Source organism: Candidatus Babeliales bacterium, from assembly GCA_040879965.1.
Classification (GTDB): Bacteria; Babelota; Babeliae; order Babelales; family JACPOV01; genus JBBDJI01.
This window is the reverse complement of the sequence record JBBDJI010000012.1, coordinates 239200-260588: the sequence shown is the minus strand read 5'-3', so window position 1 is coordinate 260588 and position 21389 is coordinate 239200. Positions and strand designations below refer to the sequence as shown.

The window sequence follows — 21389 nt, the reverse complement described above, 5'->3', positions numbered from 1 at the left end:
TTGGAGAATAAACATGAAGCATTGGGTATTATTTATTATTAACTTTTTGTATATTTTTAATACTGAAGCATTTTTTTTAACTTCTAAACAAAATGACCATATAAATGCTTTAATTTTCTCTCATGATCCAATGTTGCTCGAGACCGATAGCTCTTATGCTCAGCAATATTTTTTTAATGCGGCATTTAAGTTTCCTTTATTATTACAATATGCGGAAAAACATACATTACCAGTTATTTTTTTATGTCCTACACAATTTGATAATGTAGGCCCTTTAGACAAAAATGCATACACTACTGAAGGAGCTCGTGTTGCATTAGCGTGGGCAAGTGCATACATACGATTTAGAAATAGTGATATACGCATTATTCTAATGCCAACAGAAAAAAAATCATTAATACAATTACCTCACCTAGTTAATCCTAGTTTAAATAAGATTATTCATCAGACTAATGTTCCTGAAATTAATGTGGAAAATCGGATGTTTTTTTTGAATGATTTGGTTTATGAAAATGAAAATAGCTATAATTTTCAAAATATCATTGAACGATTCTCACTGGAATCTGATAACTCCAAAGTATTAAAAGTGATACCCAAAAATAAACAATCGGAAAACTTAAAACGAGTAGCCATTACTGGCGGCGCAGGATTTATTGGTAGTCATTTAGTAAAAAAGCTCTTGGACTTAAATTATTATGTAATTGCCCTAGATTCTTTCTTATGCTGCAACAAAGAAAATATTAAGCCTTTGCTAAAATATAAAAATTTTGAATTTCATGAGATTGATGTTACGCAACCCTATGATATTGAAGGGAATCTTGATGCCATAATTCATTTAGCATCAGTTCCGAGCCCACAATATTATTATAAACTCCCTTTTGAAACATTAGCAACGGGGCTTCATGGAACAAAAAACGCATTAGATCTTGCGTTAAGAAAAAATGCTCGATTTGTCTTTGCCTCTTCATCAGAAGTATATGGTGACCCAGAAATAAGTCCACAAACAGAAGATTATCCTGGCAATGCTAATCCATGGGGCATGAGATCACAATATGATCAATCGAAAAGAGGCGGTGAAACATTATGCAAATGGTATTTTGATAATTATGGCTTAGATATTAGAATTGCACGAATATTTAATACTTATGGTCCTGGAATGAATTTACATGATGGCCGTGTTGTTACCAATTTTATTGCCGCTGCATTGGATCGTAAACCAATGGTGATTTATGGAAGCGGCAATCAAACACGAAGTTTTTCTTTTATAACTAATACAATAGAGCAATTATTAATTCTTTTGGAAAACAATGAAATTGCAAAAGCACAGCTCATTCAAGAACGAGTCTTTAATATTGGTAACGATGAAGAATTTACAATTAATGAAGTGGCAATAAAATTAAATAAAATTATAGAAAAATATTTAGGATATTTAGTATCAATTAATCATATTGAGCAAATAGATCCTACTGATCCAAAAAAAAGGAAACCATGCTTGAATAGAATTAAAAAACTTGGTTTTAATTCTACCATTACATTGAGTCAGGGTCTTGAAGAAATGTTTATATTTTTTGGAAAGTAGCGCTAGGTGCAATATTAATTTAACCTATCCCAAAATTAAGGTTATTGAAATAGCCTGTTAAAAAAATGAAAATCTCGCTTTTTTTTGTTAATTTTAGTCAGTTGCCAAAAACAAGTAAAAGAATCAAAAAAAATTAAAATTAATTGATTTTACCCTATATATAAATTGAATTTATTAAATTTATATCGTGACGATCTTTTTCTTCATTACGATTTGTTTTAAGTAATTTTATTACATTCAATGATGCAAACTTTACACCTTTATAATAAAAATAATATCGAGGGTTAAAAATAATCTGATCTTTTTCATAGGTATGATATTTTAATTCGGTATTATGACTACCAAGATATTTATTATTTAAATTAGATACTTTTGCATCAAAATTATGATGTAAAAAATCTAAATCACGGCAATCTCGTAAACCATATGCAGATAGCACAGCGCTTGTGTCTATACAAAAACATTCCTTATCGATATTTTCTTGCTTAAGCCACTGTTTAAACTCATTTATATAGCGTTCAAAATTTTTACAATATTTTATTTTCGCATGATTTAACCAGTGAATACTATTTTCATTAAAGACAGCTTCAGCTAATTTAAGTGTTTCATCATAAGTATCATTTATATGTATCGAATCATTTCCAATTTTAAATAGAGAACGAATTTGCTCTTTAGCTTGACGTAATATTTCTAAATTATTCGCTTCTATCAAAAAAATATGTACAAGTCCTTTATTTTCAGGAAAACAGCCATTAGTTTTTCCTTTTACGCCAGCAAAATTATTTTGCCAGGAGCCAACCCAATTTTCTGTTTCATATAAAAGATGAATAAAGTTTTGGGGCCCATTGTTAAAAAACTGTATATCTTTTTCATAGACAATAGTGCTAAATTGATTCAAAATTGCCCTAACTCGATCAAGTTTTCCTCTAGCGGCGGGAAAAATTGAGACTATAAAAGTATCTTGTTTAAGCCGAGTATATTCCAAAGCCATAGCATCTAAGTACTCAGTTTTTAAACCAGATAAGACTAAATCTTTTTTATTTTTAAAATAATCTGCAGAAAATCGATGTGTATTCTTATCTAAAACTTTTACAGAAACCAGAATATTACAAGCCAAAGCAGATCCCAAACGATGCGATCCATCTATTAGAATTAAATTTTTATCAACAGGTAATACCGATTTATTTTCATTAAAACCATTCTTTTTCATTTCTATAATTAGCTTCTCAAAGCTGCAATAGTAATCTTTAAAATTAAACTTTTCTTGATATTCTTTTGCACAATGAAAATGCGAAAAATCTGGTTTTGGTAAATATTCCCGACACCCATTCCATACATCTAAGTGAGCTTTATATAATTCTTTAGCCCATGCATTCTGCACACCTAAGCAAAAATGCTTAGCATAAATATATTTAGCCATAATATCAAACCGGTAGGGCGAAATTAAATCTTTAGGATCACAGGAAAAAAAATTATTAGGAATCAAATAAAAACAAGTGGAAAGAAAATAAAAAAAATAAAAAAATCTCATTTGTCTTCTCTTCTTTTTTTTGATGAAAATATAAAATATAATTTATATATTAACTATAATAATATAAAATTTTTTAATTTTTAAATAAAAACTTACTCGAATTCTAACTATCTTGTAAAAAACTCTTAAATTACATTTCACAATAATTTACACTAAGAACCTATCCGAAAGTTAAATTTTTCTAAAAACAATGATTTGACAGTGAAATTAAAAAATACCCAAAAATTATCTAATTTTTTATCCCAACGAATCAATAATCGTCTAAAACGATTAATCCATGAATGAGAGCATTCAACTTATATTTGATTCAGGTTTTCAATATCATCTTTTAAGCATGATGGGGCTCGGTCGCTATGGTGGTCCTATTAATCCTTGGGCAGATATCGAAACGAAAAGTTATCTATAAGTAAAAACAAGTAACAACTTACTTTTTTTTGCTAATTTCAACAAAGTTTAGACCTTGATAGTTTTTATGTCGAGCAACAATTAAACCATCTACAGAATAACTTTCCTGACAAGAATGTTCAGCGATTATATGAAAATTTGTTTTGGTCAAAAAATTTAGACATTTATCATGACAATCCCCATGAGTCGAAATAAATACATACCCTATTTTGTTATTTAAAATAGTTTGTTTGGAACCCAATAGCATGTCATATTCTGCTCCCTGAATATCGCTATGCAAAATATGTATAAACTCTATATCGTTTTCTTCTACAAAATCATCAATACATATTCTAGGAATTTGATATTGCTTATTATCCCAATCAACAAAAATAGCATTTTTATCTGAACTCTTACCTAAAAACGCATTAAAAAAGCTTCCTTGCATATTATTAAAATAAAAATGCTTTTTACCAATATCTAATTTTTCAAAATTCGGTTCAATCATATAATTTTTAGCATTAAGTACAAATTTATGAAACCACATAGAATAATAAGACCAAGAACTTCCTAATTCAATCATTGTAGCCGAATTAGGCATAGTTTTTAAAACTTCATAAAAGACTTTTTCTTCTTGAGGTTCATGATGCCCTCTCAGTGCCTGAATAATTTTACTCATCCATTGGCCATGATATGCTCCATAAAGAACATATATGCCATTATGCATAACTTGAAATAAAGTATTATCTATACTTACTATTTTACCAGCATTTGGCACCTTAGGTATATATTCGCAATCACGGCAACTAATAGCAAGATTTATTCGCATATTTATTATATCTGAATTAGCAAGAAAATTTTTTGGAATAAATAAAAAAAAGGATAACAAAATATAAAAATTAAGCATTATGTATACCGGATTAGCCATTTTTTCCTTCTCGCTTTAAAAAATTAATAATGTTTAGTTTAGTTAAACTAATTCGAATTTTTAATGCAATATTTATTCAATATTTAATCAATTTAGCTTACTTGTATACTTATTATAAAAGAATAAAGGAGAGAAAAAATATTAAAACCGGAGATTATCAATTCATAAACAACTTTAAATCTGTATTGCTTCTTTAATTTATTTTACTACTTCATCTTAAAATATTAAATTACTTCCAAAAATAGTCGCAGTTGAATATGTTAATGATCAATTGTTCAATTATAAAAATAAATCTACTATGTAACACCATTATTATTCCAACTAAAGAATTAACAGATCTTACTTTTATTGACTTTATTTTTAGATCAAATTTATATTCGTATCAAATAAAAATAAATAAATATTGAGAAAGAAATGTTTATCCTGCTAATTTTTTTTACTTTTTATAATCTATCGGCTATCGAAAAACATGTTATCGGTTCTCGACCAGCTGGTTTTTTTTCAAATTTTTTAGGGGTATTAAATCATTTGAATTGGTGCAATAAAACAAATACTGAACCAGTTGTTTACTGGGATAATCAAAATTTATATTATGTTCCAGGTTATAGCCGTTCTGAAAATGTATGGGAATATTATTTTGAACAAACAAGTATTTTTAATTACCAATTTCCTGATCGAATTGATAATAATTATGCAGCCCCCGATGGTTCCCGTTTGCCCCTACAGAAAGAATATAAAAAAAACTTTTCTCCAGATCTAAGAAAAAGAATGCATTACCTTATCACAAAATTTATTCATATAAAACCTAAAATACTAGAAAAAATTACTAGTTTTTATACAAAAAATTTAAAAGGGAAAAAAACAGTGGGATTGCATATCCGTGGAACTGATAAATTTACAGAGGTGCGCCCAGTTGCATTAAAAAAATTCATTGAAACAACAAAAAAATATTCTGGGTACCAATTCTTTGTGGCAACAGATGAAGCACACATTCTACAAAAAATGAAGCTAAATCTTCCTGGTAAAGTAATATACTATGATGCGTACCGATCTGATAGCAATAAACCAATTCATCATCGCAATAGAGCATTAAGAGGAGAAGAGGGCAATAGAGCATTAAGAGGAGAAGAGGTTCTAATTGAAGCAATTCTTCTTTCTTGTTGTAATATTTTTATTCATTCGATTTCAAATGTATCCACAGCCGTACTTTTTTTTAATCCAGATTTGCCAAACATTTTTTTAGAATAAAAAATTACTCGAAATTCTAACTATCTTGTAAAAAACTCTTAAATTGAACTTCACAATAATTTACACTAATATAAAACTATAGCAGCTTAAAAAATAATGAGAGAAATGAAAAGAAGAGTTTTTTTATTTTCGTTAATTGGTATTCAAGAATTTAATGACTCAATTTTTAATCCAAAATTAAACAATGGAACCATTCAACCTATTTTAGTTTTGAAAAACATTTCACAACCTTATATAATTAAAAAATTAATAAACGATTATAATTACACTGAATATAAAACTTATAATATTGATTATTGAATGATTACTTCTTACGATTACTGGTTAAAAAAAAATTATTATTATCACAACCATCTTGCAAAATCATATCAATTTATTATTTCACAACAAACTCAAGTTCTACAAGTTGGTTGTAAAACTGGTTATTTATTGGCATCAGTAAATTCATCATTTGGTGTTGGGGTTGATGCAGAAAAAGATTGTATACAAAAAGCACAAGCAAAGTATCCGGCATTATATTTTTATCAATCGTTAAATAAAATCCCTAAAGAACAATTTGATTATATTATTTTATCATCGATTACACATGAAGTAGATGATATTCAAGATTTTTTAAATTCTTTACAACCATATTGTCACAATAAAACACGCATTATTATTGATTCGTATTCTTTTTTCTGGGAACCAATATTACGATTGACACAAAAATTAAAATTACGCAGGCAAACACCATTGAAAAATTGGATATCTCATCAAGATTTACAACATTTTTTATCATTAGCCGGTTTTGAAGTGGTTAAAACCGAGCGCTCAATGTTAATGCCTTGCTATATTCCTTTTCTTTCCTGGCTTTTTAATAAAGTTATAGCACCATTGCCTATTATTAACCGTATATGCTTAATTGAGTGGATTATTGCTCGGCCAAAACAACAAAAGAAAAATCCTAAGGATTTTTCAGTATCCATAATTATTCCCTGTAAAAATGAACGAGGAAATATTGAAGCTGCAGTTAAACGATGCCCACAAATGGGAAAATCAACAGAAATTATTTTTGTGGAAGGAAATTCGCAGGATGATACTGCTAATGAAATACAACGAATTATAACCGCATATCCTGAAAAAAATATTAAATTTTTTGAGCAAGATGGTAAAGGAAAAGGCAATGCAGTCCGTATTGGCTTTGACAAAGCAAACGGTGACATTTTAATGATTCAGGATGCTGATTTAACCGCACCACCAGAAGAGTTAACAAAATTTTTTAATGCACTCTGCAATGGCGATGGTGAGTTCATTAATGGTTCACGATTGATTTATGGTATGGAATCTGAAGCAATGCGATTTTTAAATATGATTGCCAATCATTGCTTTGCGCTCAGTTTTTCTTGGTTATTAGGTCAACGTGTAAAAGATACGCTTTGTGGTACTAAAGTTTTATTTAAAGAAGATTATCAAAAAATCGTAAAAAATCGTGCTTTTTTTGGTGAATTTGATCCATTTGGTGATTTTGATCTTTTATTTGGTGCTGCAAAACAAAATTTAAAAATTATTGATATGCCAGTCCATTATAAAGCCCGCACTTACGGGTCTACACAAATTAGGCGGTTTTATCATGGTCTTCTTTTGTTAAAAATGACATTTATAGGATTAAAAAAGTTTAAATTTCAGCGATTTTAATTTTTTTAAAGATATTTATGATGCTTTTTCTCTTATTACATCTTTTGGATCTTTATCTCGACGCAATCCAAGAAAGCGCGGATGACGTAATTTCCCCTCTTTTGTCCATTCAGTAAAACCTACTTGACCTACTAATTTAGGCTTAACCCAATGTACATCTTTAGTAGCAATTTCTTTTTTTGCTGCAAATGGATTTTCTTTAATCTTTATTTTCTTTAATTCCTCGGAAAGTGTTTCTAACATTTCATCATCAAAACCAGTACCAACTCGCCCAGCAAATATTAATTTATCATTTTTATAATAACCAAGAAGTAATGCGCCGAATCCTATCCGCTCACCTTTTGGATTCGTATATCCGCCAATAACAAATTCTTGTTCATTTACACATTTAAATTTGAGCCATTTTTTTGATCGCTTTGATACATAAGTGCTTTCAGTATCTTTAGCAATTAACCCTTCCCAGCCTTTTTTGCATGCTTCTTTATGATATTTTTTGCCTTCTTTATTTCGATGAATCATATAACGGAGCGGATCTTCAAATGCTATACTTTTTTTCAATAATGATTTGCGCGCTCGCAATGGTAGCTCTCTTATATCAGCGCCTTCCAAATACAAAAGATCAAAAATATAATAATAAACGGCAACTGAACTTTTTTCTGCCTCCTCTTTTTTACTGATATGCATGCGTGGCTGCAGTTTTGAAAAACTTGTAATATTTCCCTCAAAAGCAACTATTTCACCATCTAAAATACAGGTTTTTAGTTTTATTTTTTTGATCGCGTCTTCAATTTCAGGATACGCTACATTAACTGTTTTTTTATTTCTTGTTTTTAAAGAAACATCATTTTTGTTTTTATAAATTATAATACGCTCACCATCTAATTTCCGTTCGAAAATCCAACCCTCCTTAGAAAAATAATCTTTTGTTAAAGTAGCAAGCATGGGAGGAATCCAAGATGGCATAGATTTTTCTTTAATCTTTTTTTGTAATTCTTGCGTTAAGTTTTTAAATATTTTTTTCATGCTACTCACTTTTTTTGACAAATTGGACACCAGTAAGAAGAGCGGCCAGCGATAGTTTCATTCTTCAGTTTATGATTACTATTTTTAGGACAATGCCCATTTTTTTTACGATGCACTATTAACCATTTTTTTGGATCAAACTTTTTATCATGCATTCTAATATCAATTGCTTCTTTTAATACATCTTTTATCGTTTTAAATAGCTTTTTTCTGGTAGTAGTATTTAAATCTTGCACCGATTTATGAGGGTTTATTTTGGCTTGATATAAAATTTCATCCGAATATTCATTACCAATACCAGCAATATTTTTTTGATCCATTAAAAATGATTTTATATTTTGACGTTCGTGATCATTCATTATTTTTAAAAATTTGCTTTCTGTTAATGAAAGCGGATCCGGACCTAATGTTTTTAATGCTTTAATCTCATCTAAGTTTTTAACTAAAAACAATGCCCCAAATTTTCTTTTATTAATCCATCGCAATTCATAATCATTAGAAAATTTAAAAATAACTTTTGTATATTTATCATTTCCCTCTTTTGGCGTATCAGATTTTATATAATGCACACTACCAGTCATGCCAAAATGCATAATCAAAAAGTTTTTTTTCTTTTTTAAAGAAATTATCGTATATTTCCCACGCTGAATGGCATCTTCAAAAGCATTATCGATTACATGTTTTTTAAAATCACTAAAAGTAACTTCTTTTATTAATCGCTTATCTTGCGCGGTAACATCAGTTATTTTTTTATGTAAACTTGTCGCTTTAATATAACGAGTAAAATTTTTAACTTCTGGTAACTCTGGCACCTTCGCTCCTTTATTTTTTCTTTCTTTTTGATTTATCAAGAAAAGAAGCATTAACACAACGATATAAAATTAGATCATTTCGATATACTTGAAAAATTCTATACCTTTTCTAGACTATACATATACAAAAAAGGATACTATGTGTGGTATAGCCGGTTTTTTGAATCTTTCGAATTCTCAATTTAAATGTGACGAATATCTTTTAGAAAAAATGCAAAAATCGATTGCACATCGTGGACCCGATGGCCATCGCGTATGGGTTTCTCATGCTCATCAACTTGGGCTTGCTCATCGAAGGTTAAGCATTGTAGATCTTTCCAAATCTGCCTTTCAACCTTTATTTGATAAAGAAAAATCAATTGCCGTTTGTTGTAATGGCGAAATTTATAATCACAAAACATTAAGAAAAGAACTTGAATCATTTGGTTATAAATTTAAATCGCAATCTGATACAGAAGTAATTGTGTATGCATATAAAAAATGGGGTATTTCATGTTTAAATAAACTTGAAGGAATGTTTGCAATAGTTATCGCCGATCTCAAGAAAGATGAATTATACTTAGTTAGAGATCGTATGGGGGTAAAACCACTTTATTTCTCTACCCAGTCAGGCGTATTAAGCTTTGCATCAGAAATCAAAGCACTATGGCAATTACCCTGGATAGAAAAAGCAATAAATCCTCAAGGCCTTTATCACTATCTAACTTTCTTAGTCACCCCATCGCCCATGACACTATACAAAGGGATATATAAACTTCCACCTGCTTATTATTTAAAAGTTAATAAAAATAAAAGCGTATCTTTTCAAGAATGGTATACGCCACTTAAAAGAAAAATTGAAGTTGATGATAGTGTATATAAAAGTGAAGCAATTTGTGTAAGAAGTATTCGATCTTTGTTGAGCGATTCGGTGAAAAAAAGATTAATGGCAGATGTGCCAATTGGTGCATTTTTATCAGGCGGTATTGATTCTAGTTTAATTGTGGCCTTAATGGCATCATTTACCGATCAGGTTAAAACATTTAATGTTTCATTTGCCGATGGCCCAGAATTTAGTGAAACAAATTGGGCGCGTAAAATTGCACGTAAATTTAATACTGATCATCATGAGATTATAATTTCAGAAAAAGAAGCGTTCGATTTTTTTGAAAACATGGTCCATTACCAAGATGAACCTTTAGCCGATTGTGTCTGTATTCCGTTATATTATGTTTCAAAATTACTTAAAGATGCTGGAGTTACAGTTGTTTTAGTAGGTGAAGGTGCTGATGAGCTTTTCTGTGGCTATAATTCATACGCACAATATATAAATTGGTATAATCGCTATTGGCGATATTCTCAAAAATATATTCCTGCTTTTGCAAGAAAAGGCATTTATCAACTTGCATCGCCAGTTTTATCACAAAGGCCAAATCGTTTAGAATTATTAAAAAATTGGGCAGAAAATAAATCATTATTTTGGAGCGGCGCAATGGCTTTTTCTGAGCAATGGAAACAAGAATTATTCTCAGCTAAAGCGGATTTTGCACATGATCCAATAATAGAAGCAATATATAACGGCATTAATCAAGATCCGGATAGTTATACCATTGTTGATTATCATTTAAAAAAACTGAAAAAAATTATGCCTGAATCAGATTTTTTAACCTCAATAACTTATCTAGAATTAAAACAGCGCCTACCAGAATTATTATTAATGCGCGTTGATAAGATGACTATGGCAACTTCAGTTGAAGGGAGAGTGCCATTTTTAGATCATGCATTAGTTGAATACGCTTTACATATGCCAAATGAGTTTAAATATAAAAATGGTATAAATAAATATATTCTAAAAAAAGCTGCTGAAGGTGTTTTACCTCATGATGTCATTTATAGAAAAAAAGTTGGTTTTGCTGCCCCAACCTCACGCTGGTTTAAAGAAGGCCGTTATTTTAGAAGCTATTTTTTAGATATGTTAAAATCAAAAAAACATGAATGGAATGAATTTATTGATGTAAATCAGGTTAGACAGTTATTTGAAAAAAATCAGCAACCTAACCAAGAATATTCTTTACAATTATGGGCTTTGCAAAACTTAATGGCATCTAATATTTCTGACGCACTATGAAAAAAACCATTTTATATTTGCGCACTGATATAATGGATAATGAACTTATTGCCGGAGGTTCAGTAAGCCATACTAAAGGTGTTATTCAAGGATTTGCCAAGTTAGGATATTCTATCGTTTGCTCTTCATCCTGCATGCTAACAATTTTACAATCACTCAAAGAAGTTTCGTACTTGCAACAACTTAAGAATCCAAATTGGCTTTTATTTTTGCGGTGGAAAATAAATTGTTTTTTATCAAATATTTTTTTCACCTATCAAACGCTGCAAGTTTTCAAAAAATATAAAATTGACTTTATTTATCAACGTTATAGTGTTTTGAACTGCTCTGGTATTCTTATAAGTACAATAAAAAAAATACCACTCATTTTAGAATATAATGGTTCTGAGACATGGGTAAATAAGCATTGGGCACCAAATCATTGGTTGAAATTGTATCGGCTTATTTCATGGATTGAAAAAATTAATCTTAAATATGCTACCTATATTATAACGGTATCAAATGTACTGAAGGAAGATTTGATACAACAAGGAATTCCTGAAAAAAAAATTTTAATGAACCCAAATGGAGTAGATACGGATTTTTTCAATACTAAATCTTTAGAAGCATCACGAATTAAATTACGTAAAAATTTAAACTTACAGAATAAATTTGTTTTCGGATTTATCGGCACTTTTAATCAATGGCATGGTATTGAAGTAATAGAAAAAATTATTATCGCTCATACACAATTGAAGCAAAATTCTCATTTTATTCTCATTGGTGATGGCCCATTGTGCGAACAATTATATAAAAATTTAAAAAAAAAACAGGCATTAAGCTATACTTCATTCACGGGTATTTTATCACCACAAAAAGCGCGAGAATATTTAGCTTCTTGTGATACTTTTTTATCGCCTACACAGCCCAATAATGATGGCTCTCGTTTTTTTGGTTCTCCAACAAAACTTTTTGAATATATGAGTTTAGCAAAACCAATTATTGCATCAGATTTAGAACAAATTGCTGAAATACTAAGTCCTGCTGCTTGTATGATCAATGCGCATTTAAATATTGAGCCTCATCATAGAGGCATTTTGATAGAAGCAAAAAACCATTCACAATTTATAGCAGCTACTCATGCGGTCATTAATTTAGATAGCTCAATTTTAAAAAAAGTTGGCATAAGTGCACGAAAAGAAGTATCCGATAATTACTCATGGCTGCATCATGTGCAAAAAATTGAAAAATTTATTACAAAAAAAGGAGAAATAAATGACTGTAGTTCCAGAGAAAATTAAAGAAACTTCAAAAAAATTTTGGGGCCATAACCCTGCAGGCTGGACTTTTGGAGATGGACATCAAAAAGGCTCTAAAGAATTTTTTGATGCCGTTCTTGATAAAAGATATACATATGAATGCGATTGGCTTGATGAGATCGTACAATTTAAAAGACTTAAAAACAAAAAAGTTCTAGAAATAGGATTTGGCGGGGGTTATGATGCCTATTTATTTTGTAAAAATGGCGCAGAATATACCGGCGTTGATATCACTGCAGAAAATAAAATACTAGCCGAACAACATCTACAATATTATGATTTTAAACCAAGTTTTTTAACAATGGATGCTGAAAAAATAACTTGGGAAAATGAATTTGATTATATTTATAGCTTTGGAGTTTTACATCATACACCAAATATGCAACAAGCTTTAAATAATTGCTATAAAGCGCTTAAGAAAGAGGGCGAAGCACAGATTATTGTGTATTATAAGTATTCAATTTTTTATATGTTAAGTGTTGTTTTAAATGAATGGATTTTAAGAGGTGGCTTCCGCAAAAGAAGCTTAAAAGAACAACGCTCATTAATCGAATATACTCAAAGCACTGAAAAACCTTTGGTAAATGTTTACAGCAAAAAACAATTGCACAAAATGCTTAAAAATGCAGGCTTTAAAATTATTAAAACTGATATTAGAAAGTTAGTGCATGAAGACCTTCCCGGCATACGGTTTATAGGAAGATTAAGAAAATATATGCCACAAACTATTTTAAATAAACTAAGTAAGTATTTTGGTTGGTATCTTTCAGTACGGGCTATCAAAGAATAATGTTAGCGTATTACTTAAAACGAAGCTCTTTAAACACTTCTGTATATGCTGGTAGCGCTATAATCGTTCGTATTATTAGTTTTTTATTTCTGCCCTATTTTTTATCAAAACTGAGTTTAGCTGAATTTGGCATTTGGGATTTTTATCAAACATTATTTACAATCGGCACTTTACTTTTATCATCCAATGCGGCAATTGGCATGACTCGTTTTTATTTACTATATAAAAATGATATTGAAAAACAAAAAGCGGTCATTGGTAATGCTTTTTGTTTAATTATATTGAGCGCAATAATATTTATGCTCTTAATATTTGGTTACTTTAAATTTTTTTTAAAAACAAATATTGATATTAACTATATTATTTTAAGTAGTTTCAATATAATTGTTTTTTCTTTTTTTTCTCTAGTACTGGCCTATTTACGCGTCAAAGAATATTTAAAATGGTACTTTGTGACCTTTTGCGGACAAAGTTTAATAGCAATGATTTTAACCGTTATTGGTGTTTCATATAATTTTGGTATTGAAAGCTTCTTTTATGCAAATGGTTTTTCATTTTTATTATTTTCACCAGGATTTATATATATATTAATACGCAACTATTCCTTCTCTTTTTCATTATTAAAAGAACAATTAAAATACAGCATTCCGTTATTAGCATATTCATTATTATTTGGTCTTTTTTTTTCCATCGATCGCTTTATTATTCAACATTATCAGGGATATGAAGCATTAGGCACTTATGCACTGTTATGGCGATTTGGTAGCATTTTTCAATTCTTTTCTATCGCATTAATGGATGCCTCTCCTATAATTATTTTTAATGCTCAAAATGAAACTGAAAGTGAATCTCTTATTGCAAAAATTATCACTTATTTTTGTATGACGTTAACAACTGGTTGTCTGCTTTCTATTATTGGTGCACGATATGCAATTTCATTATTTTTACCGCAAAAATATTTTTTTCTCATTCCATTTTTGCCGTTCTTTTTCTTGCCAATTATAAGTCTTGATATTGCACGATTATTCCAGACTGGCGTTACTCTATCAAGAAAAACAATTTTTAGTCCCATATTAACTGCTATTGCACTCAGCATTCAAGGCGCTTTATTATTTTTAACAAGCACGTATAATCTTAACGGTATATTTTGTGCAAATATTATCAGTTTTATTTTTTATGGCTTTTTTGGTTATTTAACAAGCAGACAAGTTTACTCGCAGGCAATATTTGATATTAATAAAATTAAAATACTTTTAAGTTTATTTTTTTGTTATGTTGGTTGCTTTCATTTTCTCTTTTTATTTAACATACCATGGTTTTTAAATTTTATTTTTCTTGCCTCTTGGCCTTTAATACTTTGGTACGCAATGATTAATGAAAAAGAAAAACAATCTATATTCACAAAAATAGGAAACATAATTGAAAATTATTTAAGCAAAAAAAAGCAATCTAGGTCTATTAATTTAATAAATACTCTTTTATATCTAAAAACTGATATTTATTACCATGAAATTATAGCGGGTGGTTCAGTAACCCATACTCTTGGCGTTATTGAAGGTTTTAAAAAGAATAATATAAAAATAATTTGTGCAACTTCATGTATGCAAAAAGTATTATCAACATTAACAAAACCCTATTTTGTATCTTTAAAAGTCTGGCCATTTTTTTGCTTTTTACGATGGAAACTTGGATCTATACGCTGGCATGCTGATTGCTTGCTTTCCACTTTCTATTTTTATTGGCAAGTTGCTTCGATTTTTAAAAAAAATACCATTGATGCAATATATCAACGATATAGCTGGTTAAATTTTACTGGCATATTACTCAGTATGCAAAAGAAAAAACCATTAATTTTAGAGTTTAATGGTTCAGAAATGTGGGTTAATAAAATATTGAAAAAAAATAATAAAATGAGTCGCTTGTTTCAACTCGCGTTATTTATTGAATATTTAAACCTTAAATATGCTGATTATATTGTTGTAGTTTCAGATGTTTTAAAAGACAACCTTATTAATTTAGGCATTTCTCAAAATAAGATTTTAGTAAATCCGAATGGTGTTAATCCTGATACATTTAATGCAGCAACATTAAATAGTGCACGTAATATTATAAGAACACAACGGAATATACAGAAAAAATTTGTTTTTGGTTTTATTGGTACTTTCTCTTTTTGGCATGGCATCGAAATACTCGCACATGCTATACCAAAAATTATTGAGCTATATCCTCAAGCTCATTTTATTTTAATTGGCGACGGCTTACTTAAAAGTTATTTAATGACAGAATTAGATAAATATTCGATCGAACAAAATATTACTTTTACTGGAATTTTACCGCACGAAAAAGCACGAGAATATTTAGCAGCATGCAATGCGTTTCTTTCTCCTACTGTAGCAAATAATGATGGGAGTAAATTTTTTGGTTCTCCAACAAAACTGTTTGAATACATGAGTTTAGCAAAACCCATTATTACTACTAATCTTGCACAAATTGGTGAAATAATTAATCCATCGCTCAATATTTCTGATCTCGCCAATCCTGCATTAATTATCAATAAACAAGTTGGCGTTTTGATTGAACCAAATAACTCTCAAGAATTAATAAATGCTGCTTTGGCTTTAATAAACTTAAAAAATAATGATCGTCTCAAACTTGGAGCCAATGCGAGAAAAAAAGTAATGGCTTATTATTCTTGGCAGCAACATGTAAAACATATTCTTAATTTTGTTACCAAAGATAAAAATTTACCTGAAAAAAAATACTTAAATCTTGAATTACAATAACAATTTTAAAGTTATTATTTAAAAATCAATAGGAACTGCGTTTGCAGTTCCTATTGATTTCCTGTGTAAGCTTGGCAGGCGGAGAGAAATTAAATATACTTTTTACCTTTTTATTTATCCCAGCTTAAACTGTGCATGGACAAGAGCACGGACATATTATTTCACAATCTTCACATGTTGGGCATGGTATATTAATCGATGGACATGTTTCAGTACAAGGCGGACAAGTAGTTGTCGGGCATGGCAAGCATTCTACTGTGCATGGCGGACAATTTATCGTATCACAAGTTGAAGATAGATAATGAATAGTAAAAAATGTTTCTGTATCTACTTGACCTTGTGTACCTACTGCTTCTAATACCACATTTCCGTCAAATGGTGAGACCCCTGTATTTGGATCTATATAAAATATTCTGTATCGACAAGTAACTTCATCTCCTTCATTTAAAGGCAATAAACCGGAGACAATGCTTTCTTGAAAATCTGTACCAAAAGAAAGGAATGATTCAAATGCTTTTAAGCGACGTGTACCATTAACTACAATTTCAGGACGTGTTACGGGAGTACCAGCAATTACACTATTGCCATTACCTTCTAAGCTTAGGATTCCTACTCCTAAAGTCATTACATAATAACCTGTTTTTGGAACCACATAACGTGTTGGCCCAAGAATAACATTGCCATTTGGATCATCAACAATTTTGTCCCAATCAATATCATCGCCAAGAGCATAAAGAGTTGTTGCAGTTAAAGAAAGATGTGCTTTATATGGCGTACAATGTTCCACAGCGCCAGCTACGCAAACATGGGTAGCTGTAATTAAATTCGTCCATAAATCATCGATTTGCGCTTGCTCTGCACAAAAATTGCTTGTAGAAATACTTTGATCTGCGCATAAGCGATCCATACGTAGCGTTGGCACACAGAGGTTATCGGTAGCAACACTATTTGCACAAATATTATTTGCGGTAATCTGACTGCCACAAAGTACTCGATTTGTTAAACGATCAATACGCGCATCTTGAACCACTACAGAATCTGTACATAATGTATCAATAGAAGCACGATCAGCACATAATTCAGTAGTATCTACTTGCAAAGCTTGAATTTGATCTGCTTTAATTTTTTTGGCACACAATAAACATAAACCGCAAAAGCCTCCTTGGCCTTTTAAATTTTTTATACCAAATTCTTCTGCTTGCGTAGGTCTTTTTGACGCTTCCGAATTTGCAAAAACATTTATTTGAAAAAATAATGAAGTTACTGCAAGAGCTAGAAAAATTCGCATGCTCTTATGATTTGATAAGATATTTGACCTCGTGTTATGCATCATTACACTCCTTTTAGTGTAAACATATTAAACATTATAAACATAGTAAACAACATAGTCTGAAAAAAAATAGAAAAGCAAGAGTTAAAAAAAATTTTAAAATTTTTTTTAATAAATGATTATTGATTACTTAATCAAATTAAATAGAAGTGAACAAAAATTATTTTTTTGATTTCTCGATATGTTTCTGTTTATTGAAAAAAGAATTAAGTGCATCATTAATAACAACTTTAACCGTTTTACGTTCCCAGTAGGCAGCATCTTTTATTTTTTTTAACAATTCTTCTTTTACAATAAACGTAGCTCGTGTCCAGCCAATATCTAATCCATTTTTAGATGAGTTTTTTTCAGAAAGAGAATTACTTTTTTTATAGCTTTTATATTTAGAAATTAAATGCTCAGAGATCTTATTTTTGAACCCAGGTTTTGACATTTATATCCCTCATATTAATTTACTTTTATTTTCTCTCAATTTTTGATTTTAAGGACATTTTCAAAAAAAGTAAATATCATGACTAGATTAGAGAGGGGTCAAATGAAAAAATTTCAATAAAGATAGGTATATATTTTTATCTTTACCATTAAATCTAATTTCAGATTCTTTAAGATGTAAATAAAAAACTGTTTTATTAATACCTCTAAATTTACTAAGCCTATTTTGAGTAAACTGCCAAAATGCATCGAGGCGAAGTACTTTATTTTTGTCTAATGTATATCTTTCATCGATTAAAAGGGATTTCTTATTTTTTCTGCAAGAAATAAGTGGAATATAAACAATATGTTCAGATCTTAAACTATTAATTTGAATAATCTTAGAGAAAATATTTTTTTTGTTTTCTACAATTCCTATAATAGTCTTGTTTGAAAAATCCAAAAATTTTTGATTAATTATTTCTTCAAAATTATTTACCAATGCTAACGGATTACGTTTTTCCCATTTTTGAACAATCCTTTCACGAATCAACAATAAATATCGATTTACCGTATTCCGATTTAACTGGCAAATTTCTGCAATCTGTTGCGCTGTTAAATCAAGCTCAAAAAGCATCAAAATATGTTTAAATTGTTTTTCACTTAATTTAGAACGATAAGAAAAGCGATTTTTTCTCCTTGACATGGTTTTTTCCTAAAAACCAACAATAGATTTTTCTTTATTTTTATAAAATTAATCAAGATTCAAGAAATCTATTGTCCACTTTTTTGTTGGAAAAAAGAGAGTTCTTCTTTCCCTTCTGGCCCATGAGAAGAATTCCATTCTAATATGAAAGAAAAAATTAAACAAGAAGATAGATAGCATTTTCTTAAATTTCCTAAAAGAAAAGATCCCAATTCATATAATCTAATATAAACCCGTAATTATACATGAAAACCCTTATTTTAACCTTTTTTTTGAAGTTTATTAAAATTCTAATTGAAAAATAAAAAAATTAGTATATTCTAAATAATATATTTCTTTAATTATTAGGGGGTTAGCTATGCTATCAATAAAAATAAAAAAATCATTGTTTTGCATGATGATATTAATTTTTTCGCCAAATGTTTTGGGGAATGAACTGACTTTGCTTGCCCATAGTCACGGCAGCAATGCTTATAATAAAGCTTCTCAAAATTCAGCTTCATTTCAATGGCCAACGTATCAGAAAAACACAGAACAAAATAATATTTCTGATACAAACCTGAATAAATCTGAGGAAAATACTCAGCATTTTCTTTTTCCTGAAAATGTTCATATCACCGGCAAAACACTTGATGAAATCATTTTACAAGGTATAAAGAATATTAAAGAAAATGGCGCCAGATTTGATGCACGTGCAGGAAGCGGCTTACAAGCTTATGATGTTTCGTATACTTTATTAAATCCTCAAGAAAGAATACATTGGTTGCGAATTCCAAGATCTACGCAATATTTTTGCCGAGAATTACTTGCCTATTTTAAAGGAAGTCTTGATGTATCTGAAGGTCTAAGCCAAGCTTCTAAAATATGGCAATCACTCGCTGATAAAAATAATCAAGTTTCTTCAAACTATGGTTATTACGTATTTCATCAACGTATTCCTGAATGTGGCAATTTAACACAATATGAATGGGTATTAAAAAATTTAGAAAAAAATCTTGATTCACGCAAAGCATTTATTAATATTAACCAACCACATCACAAAAATTTTGATTCTAAAGATTTTCCCTGCACACTTGGCATGCAATTTTTTGTGCGAAATAATCATTTGTGTTGCGTTGTTTCATCCCGAAGCACTGATATTTTTACCGGTTTACCATATGATATGGGATTCTTTTCTTTTGTAACTGAATTGGTTTATAAAAACCTTAAAGAACGCTTAGATTATCCAAAAAAAGAGCAGTTAAATTTAGGTTATGTCACTATGAAAACAAATTTTACACAAATTTATGATAAAACAAGCAAACAGGCTTTAGGTTTGTTAAATACACTTGAAAAACAGGATAAAAATCTTTACATTGAACCAATGCCATCAATAAATGATGCCCAAGAAACATTGAATGACATTTATAATGAAACACAAAAAACTCCTGTTATGAAATGGATCCATAAACATGCAAACTTCTGTTGAACAAAAAGTAATTGCTGCGGTTATTAAAAAAGATGGAAAATTTCTCATCGCACAACGTGCAAAAGAAGATCCTTTGAAAGGAAAATGGGAATTTCCTGGTGGCAAATTAGAAAAGGGCGAAACGTTTCATGAATGCTTAGCGCGTGAACTTTTTGAAGAATTAGGAATTACCGCAACTATTGGCGAGTATATTTGTTCTAGTAAATTTAGCTACAAAGGCAAGCCAATGGAAATGCTTGCCTTTGTAGTAACTTCTTATGAAGGTGAAATTCAGTTAAAAGAACATAGCGCAATTACCTGGATAAATATTGATGAATTTGAAAATTATCCATTTCCAGATCCCGATTTACCTATCATTAAGCATTTAATACAAAACACAGATATTTTTAATCAATGATTTGAGGGAATGTATAACCACATTGCTCAAGATCTACTAACCATGCTTCAACTAATTTTTTTTCATCTGATTGAAAAAATTCATTTTTAAAAAGTTTTTTTTCATAATTTTCTTTATCTTATATTCATACTTAATCTGAAAACAATATAGTTCTTGCGTTGATTAAAAATCCATAGTAAATATCTTATAAATTAAATTATAAGTGGATAACTATGATTCAACCTAAAGAAACTATATATGGTTCCTACAACAGATATAAATGGTTTAAAAAATTTTTGAATAAAGATCAAAAAATTATTGATTTAGGATGCGGTACTGGCTCTATGATCACTATTCCGCTGATTGCTGAAGGCTATGATATTTTAGGATTAGATCTTGATCAAAAAAGTATTAATTATGGCAAGCAATTGTTAGAAAAAAATAAACTAAACACTGACCTTCTTGCATGTTTTGATTTTGCTACTATATCTTTTGTACCTGATGTAGTTATTCTTTCGGAAGTATTAGAACACATAAAAACTGGCGAACTTGAACAAATAATTTCTTTAGTTTTTAAAAAATTAAAACCTGGAGGATTATTACTTATTACAGTACCAAACGGCTATGGAATATTTGAATGGGAAAGCTTCTTGTGGTATAAACTCAAATTAGGCAAATTACTGGAAAAGTTATATATAGTTGAAACAATTGTTATTATCAAAAATAAATTAATAGGAGATTGGATAGAAGATCACCCTTCAAGCCTTGATACTTCAGGGCATGTACAACGTTTTACTTATAATTCTTTAGAAAAATTATTACATAATTCTGGATTTGTAACAAAAGAAAACAACTGGTGGCACATTTATAAGTGGACCATTGAGCAATCTTTTTTTCACCGGATTTAAAACTGCTATGAACATTAATCTTTGGTTTGGTAA

Annotated in this window: 19 protein-coding genes; 12 read left to right on the top strand and 7 right to left on the bottom strand. The window is 29.6% G+C overall.

The genetic code is table 11. The annotated features are described in order from the left end of the window. Positions 1-13 precede the first annotated feature (13 nt). Positions 14-1579, top strand: coding sequence for an NAD-dependent epimerase/dehydratase family protein (locus tag WDZ41_03580; protein ID MEX0940416.1), 1566 nt, complete (start codon positions 14-16; stop codon positions 1577-1579). 154 nt (positions 1580-1733) lie between these two features. Here WDZ41_03580 and WDZ41_03575 read toward each other — a convergent pair whose 3' ends face one another. Continuing rightward, positions 1734-2999, bottom strand: coding sequence for a hypothetical protein (locus WDZ41_03575; GenBank protein ID MEX0940415.1), 1266 nt, complete (start codon positions 2997-2999; stop codon positions 1734-1736). Between the two features lie 388 nt (positions 3000-3387). Here WDZ41_03575 and WDZ41_03570 point away from each other — a divergent pair, with 388 nt between their 5' ends. Then, entirely contained in the window at positions 3388-3516 is a 129-nt protein-coding gene (locus tag WDZ41_03570) for a hypothetical protein (GenBank protein ID MEX0940414.1), read from the top strand. 18 nt (positions 3517-3534) lie between these two features. On the opposite strand, the gene WDZ41_03565 is transcribed toward WDZ41_03570, so the two are convergent. Further along, positions 3535-4422: an FkbM family methyltransferase gene (locus WDZ41_03565; protein ID MEX0940413.1), complete on the bottom strand. Its 888-nt coding sequence runs from the start codon at positions 4420-4422 to the stop codon at positions 3535-3537. A gap of 414 nt (positions 4423-4836) precedes the next feature. Between WDZ41_03565 and WDZ41_03560 the strand changes: the two genes are divergently transcribed. From WDZ41_03560 to WDZ41_03550, 3 genes are all read left to right on the top strand, one after another. Continuing rightward, positions 4837-5670, top strand: a complete 834-nt coding sequence (locus tag WDZ41_03560; protein ID MEX0940412.1) for a hypothetical protein — start codon at positions 4837-4839, stop codon at positions 5668-5670. Between the two features lie 105 nt (positions 5671-5775). Beyond that, positions 5776-5970: a hypothetical protein gene (locus WDZ41_03555; protein ID MEX0940411.1), complete on the top strand. Its 195-nt coding sequence runs from the start codon at positions 5776-5778 to the stop codon at positions 5968-5970. Further along, a complete protein-coding gene (locus tag WDZ41_03550) occupies positions 5971-7344 on the top strand; it encodes a glycosyltransferase (GenBank protein ID MEX0940410.1) in 1374 nt (457 codons plus the stop codon). It begins immediately after the preceding gene. 15 nt (positions 7345-7359) lie between these two features. Here WDZ41_03550 and ligD read toward each other — a convergent pair whose 3' ends face one another. After that, on the bottom strand, positions 7360-8367 hold the full coding sequence (gene ligD, locus WDZ41_03545; protein ID MEX0940409.1) for a non-homologous end-joining DNA ligase: 1008 nt from the start codon (positions 8365-8367) through the stop codon (positions 7360-7362). Positions 8368-8372: 5 nt separating this feature from the next. Continuing rightward, entirely contained in the window at positions 8373-9179 is an 807-nt protein-coding gene (locus WDZ41_03540) for a DNA-formamidopyrimidine glycosylase family protein (GenBank protein MEX0940408.1), read from the bottom strand. 139 nt (positions 9180-9318) lie between these two features. Between WDZ41_03540 and asnB the strand changes: the two genes are divergently transcribed. The 4 genes from asnB to WDZ41_03520 are packed head-to-tail and all read left to right on the top strand — an operon-like array spanning position 9319 to position 16157. Further along, on the top strand, positions 9319-11286 hold the full coding sequence (asnB, locus tag WDZ41_03535) for an asparagine synthase (glutamine-hydrolyzing) (protein MEX0940407.1): 1968 nt from the start codon (positions 9319-9321) through the stop codon (positions 11284-11286). Beyond that, positions 11283-12566 (top strand): glycosyltransferase, encoded by a 1284-nt coding sequence (locus WDZ41_03530; protein MEX0940406.1) that lies wholly within the window; start codon positions 11283-11285, stop codon positions 12564-12566. The genes asnB and WDZ41_03530 overlap by 4 nt, the downstream gene beginning before the upstream one ends. After that, the gene (locus WDZ41_03525; GenBank protein MEX0940405.1) at positions 12541-13374 is read left to right on the top strand and encodes a class I SAM-dependent methyltransferase; all 834 of its coding nucleotides are present in this window, start codon (positions 12541-12543) and stop codon (positions 13372-13374) included. The genes WDZ41_03530 and WDZ41_03525 overlap by 26 nt, the downstream gene beginning before the upstream one ends. Further along, positions 13374-16157 carry a glycosyltransferase gene (locus WDZ41_03520; protein ID MEX0940404.1) on the top strand — a complete coding sequence of 928 codons (2784 nt, stop codon included), beginning with the start codon at positions 13374-13376 and terminating at the stop codon, positions 16155-16157. Before WDZ41_03525 ends, WDZ41_03520 begins: the two co-directional genes overlap by 1 nt. Positions 16158-16281: 124 nt before the next feature. Here WDZ41_03520 and WDZ41_03515 read toward each other — a convergent pair whose 3' ends face one another. The 3 genes from WDZ41_03515 to WDZ41_03505 all read right to left on the bottom strand — a co-directional run bounded on the left by WDZ41_03515 (position 16282) and on the right by WDZ41_03505 (position 18604). Further along, the gene (locus tag WDZ41_03515) at positions 16282-17490 is read right to left on the bottom strand and encodes a hypothetical protein (protein ID MEX0940403.1); all 1209 of its coding nucleotides are present in this window, start codon (positions 17488-17490) and stop codon (positions 16282-16284) included. A gap of 157 nt (positions 17491-17647) precedes the next feature. After that, the gene (locus WDZ41_03510) at positions 17648-17920 is read right to left on the bottom strand and encodes a hypothetical protein (GenBank protein ID MEX0940402.1); all 273 of its coding nucleotides are present in this window, start codon (positions 17918-17920) and stop codon (positions 17648-17650) included. A gap of 87 nt (positions 17921-18007) precedes the next feature. Continuing rightward, complete coding sequence (locus tag WDZ41_03505; protein MEX0940401.1) at positions 18008-18604, bottom strand: sigma factor-like helix-turn-helix DNA-binding protein; 597 nt, start codon at positions 18602-18604, stop codon at positions 18008-18010. Between the two features lie 358 nt (positions 18605-18962). Between WDZ41_03505 and WDZ41_03500 the strand changes: the two genes are divergently transcribed. The 3 genes from WDZ41_03500 to WDZ41_03490 all read left to right on the top strand — a co-directional run bounded on the left by WDZ41_03500 (position 18963) and on the right by WDZ41_03490 (position 21356). Next, entirely contained in the window at positions 18963-20072 is a 1110-nt protein-coding gene (locus WDZ41_03500) for a thymidylate synthase (GenBank protein ID MEX0940400.1), read from the top strand. Further along, positions 20056-20469 (top strand): (deoxy)nucleoside triphosphate pyrophosphohydrolase, encoded by a 414-nt coding sequence (locus WDZ41_03495; GenBank protein MEX0940399.1) that lies wholly within the window; start codon positions 20056-20058, stop codon positions 20467-20469. The genes WDZ41_03500 and WDZ41_03495 overlap by 17 nt, the downstream gene beginning before the upstream one ends. 212 nt (positions 20470-20681) lie before the next feature. After that, positions 20682-21356 (top strand): class I SAM-dependent methyltransferase, encoded by a 675-nt coding sequence (locus tag WDZ41_03490; protein MEX0940398.1) that lies wholly within the window; start codon positions 20682-20684, stop codon positions 21354-21356. Positions 21357-21389: the final 33 nt, after the last annotated feature.

Coding starts and splice junctions, on each gene's coding strand:
- WDZ41_03580 (MEX0940416.1), top strand. CDS start 14: ATGAAGCATTGGGTATTATTTATTATTAACTTTTTGTATATTTTTAAT.
- WDZ41_03575 (MEX0940415.1), bottom strand. CDS start 2,999: ATGGCTAAATATATTTATGCTAAGCATTTTTGCTTAGGTGTGCAGAAT.
- WDZ41_03570 (MEX0940414.1), top strand. CDS start 3,388: ATGAATGAGAGCATTCAACTTATATTTGATTCAGGTTTTCAATATCAT.
- WDZ41_03565 (MEX0940413.1), bottom strand. CDS start 4,422: ATGGCTAATCCGGTATACATAATGCTTAATTTTTATATTTTGTTATCC.
- WDZ41_03560 (MEX0940412.1), top strand. CDS start 4,837: ATGTTTATCCTGCTAATTTTTTTTACTTTTTATAATCTATCGGCTATC.
- WDZ41_03555 (MEX0940411.1), top strand. CDS start 5,776: ATGAAAAGAAGAGTTTTTTTATTTTCGTTAATTGGTATTCAAGAATTT.
- WDZ41_03550 (MEX0940410.1), top strand. CDS start 5,971: ATGATTACTTCTTACGATTACTGGTTAAAAAAAAATTATTATTATCAC.
- ligD (MEX0940409.1), bottom strand. CDS start 8,367: ATGAAAAAAATATTTAAAAACTTAACGCAAGAATTACAAAAAAAGATT.
- asnB (MEX0940407.1), top strand. CDS start 9,319: ATGTGTGGTATAGCCGGTTTTTTGAATCTTTCGAATTCTCAATTTAAA.
- WDZ41_03530 (MEX0940406.1), top strand. CDS start 11,283: ATGAAAAAAACCATTTTATATTTGCGCACTGATATAATGGATAATGAA.
- WDZ41_03525 (MEX0940405.1), top strand. CDS start 12,541: ATGACTGTAGTTCCAGAGAAAATTAAAGAAACTTCAAAAAAATTTTGG.
- WDZ41_03520 (MEX0940404.1), top strand. CDS start 13,374: ATGTTAGCGTATTACTTAAAACGAAGCTCTTTAAACACTTCTGTATAT.
- WDZ41_03515 (MEX0940403.1), bottom strand. CDS start 17,490: ATGATGCATAACACGAGGTCAAATATCTTATCAAATCATAAGAGCATG.
- WDZ41_03510 (MEX0940402.1), bottom strand. CDS start 17,920: ATGTCAAAACCTGGGTTCAAAAATAAGATCTCTGAGCATTTAATTTCT.
- WDZ41_03505 (MEX0940401.1), bottom strand. CDS start 18,604: ATGTCAAGGAGAAAAAATCGCTTTTCTTATCGTTCTAAATTAAGTGAA.
- WDZ41_03500 (MEX0940400.1), top strand. CDS start 18,963: ATGCTATCAATAAAAATAAAAAAATCATTGTTTTGCATGATGATATTA.
- WDZ41_03495 (MEX0940399.1), top strand. CDS start 20,056: ATGCAAACTTCTGTTGAACAAAAAGTAATTGCTGCGGTTATTAAAAAA.
- WDZ41_03490 (MEX0940398.1), top strand. CDS start 20,682: ATGATTCAACCTAAAGAAACTATATATGGTTCCTACAACAGATATAAA.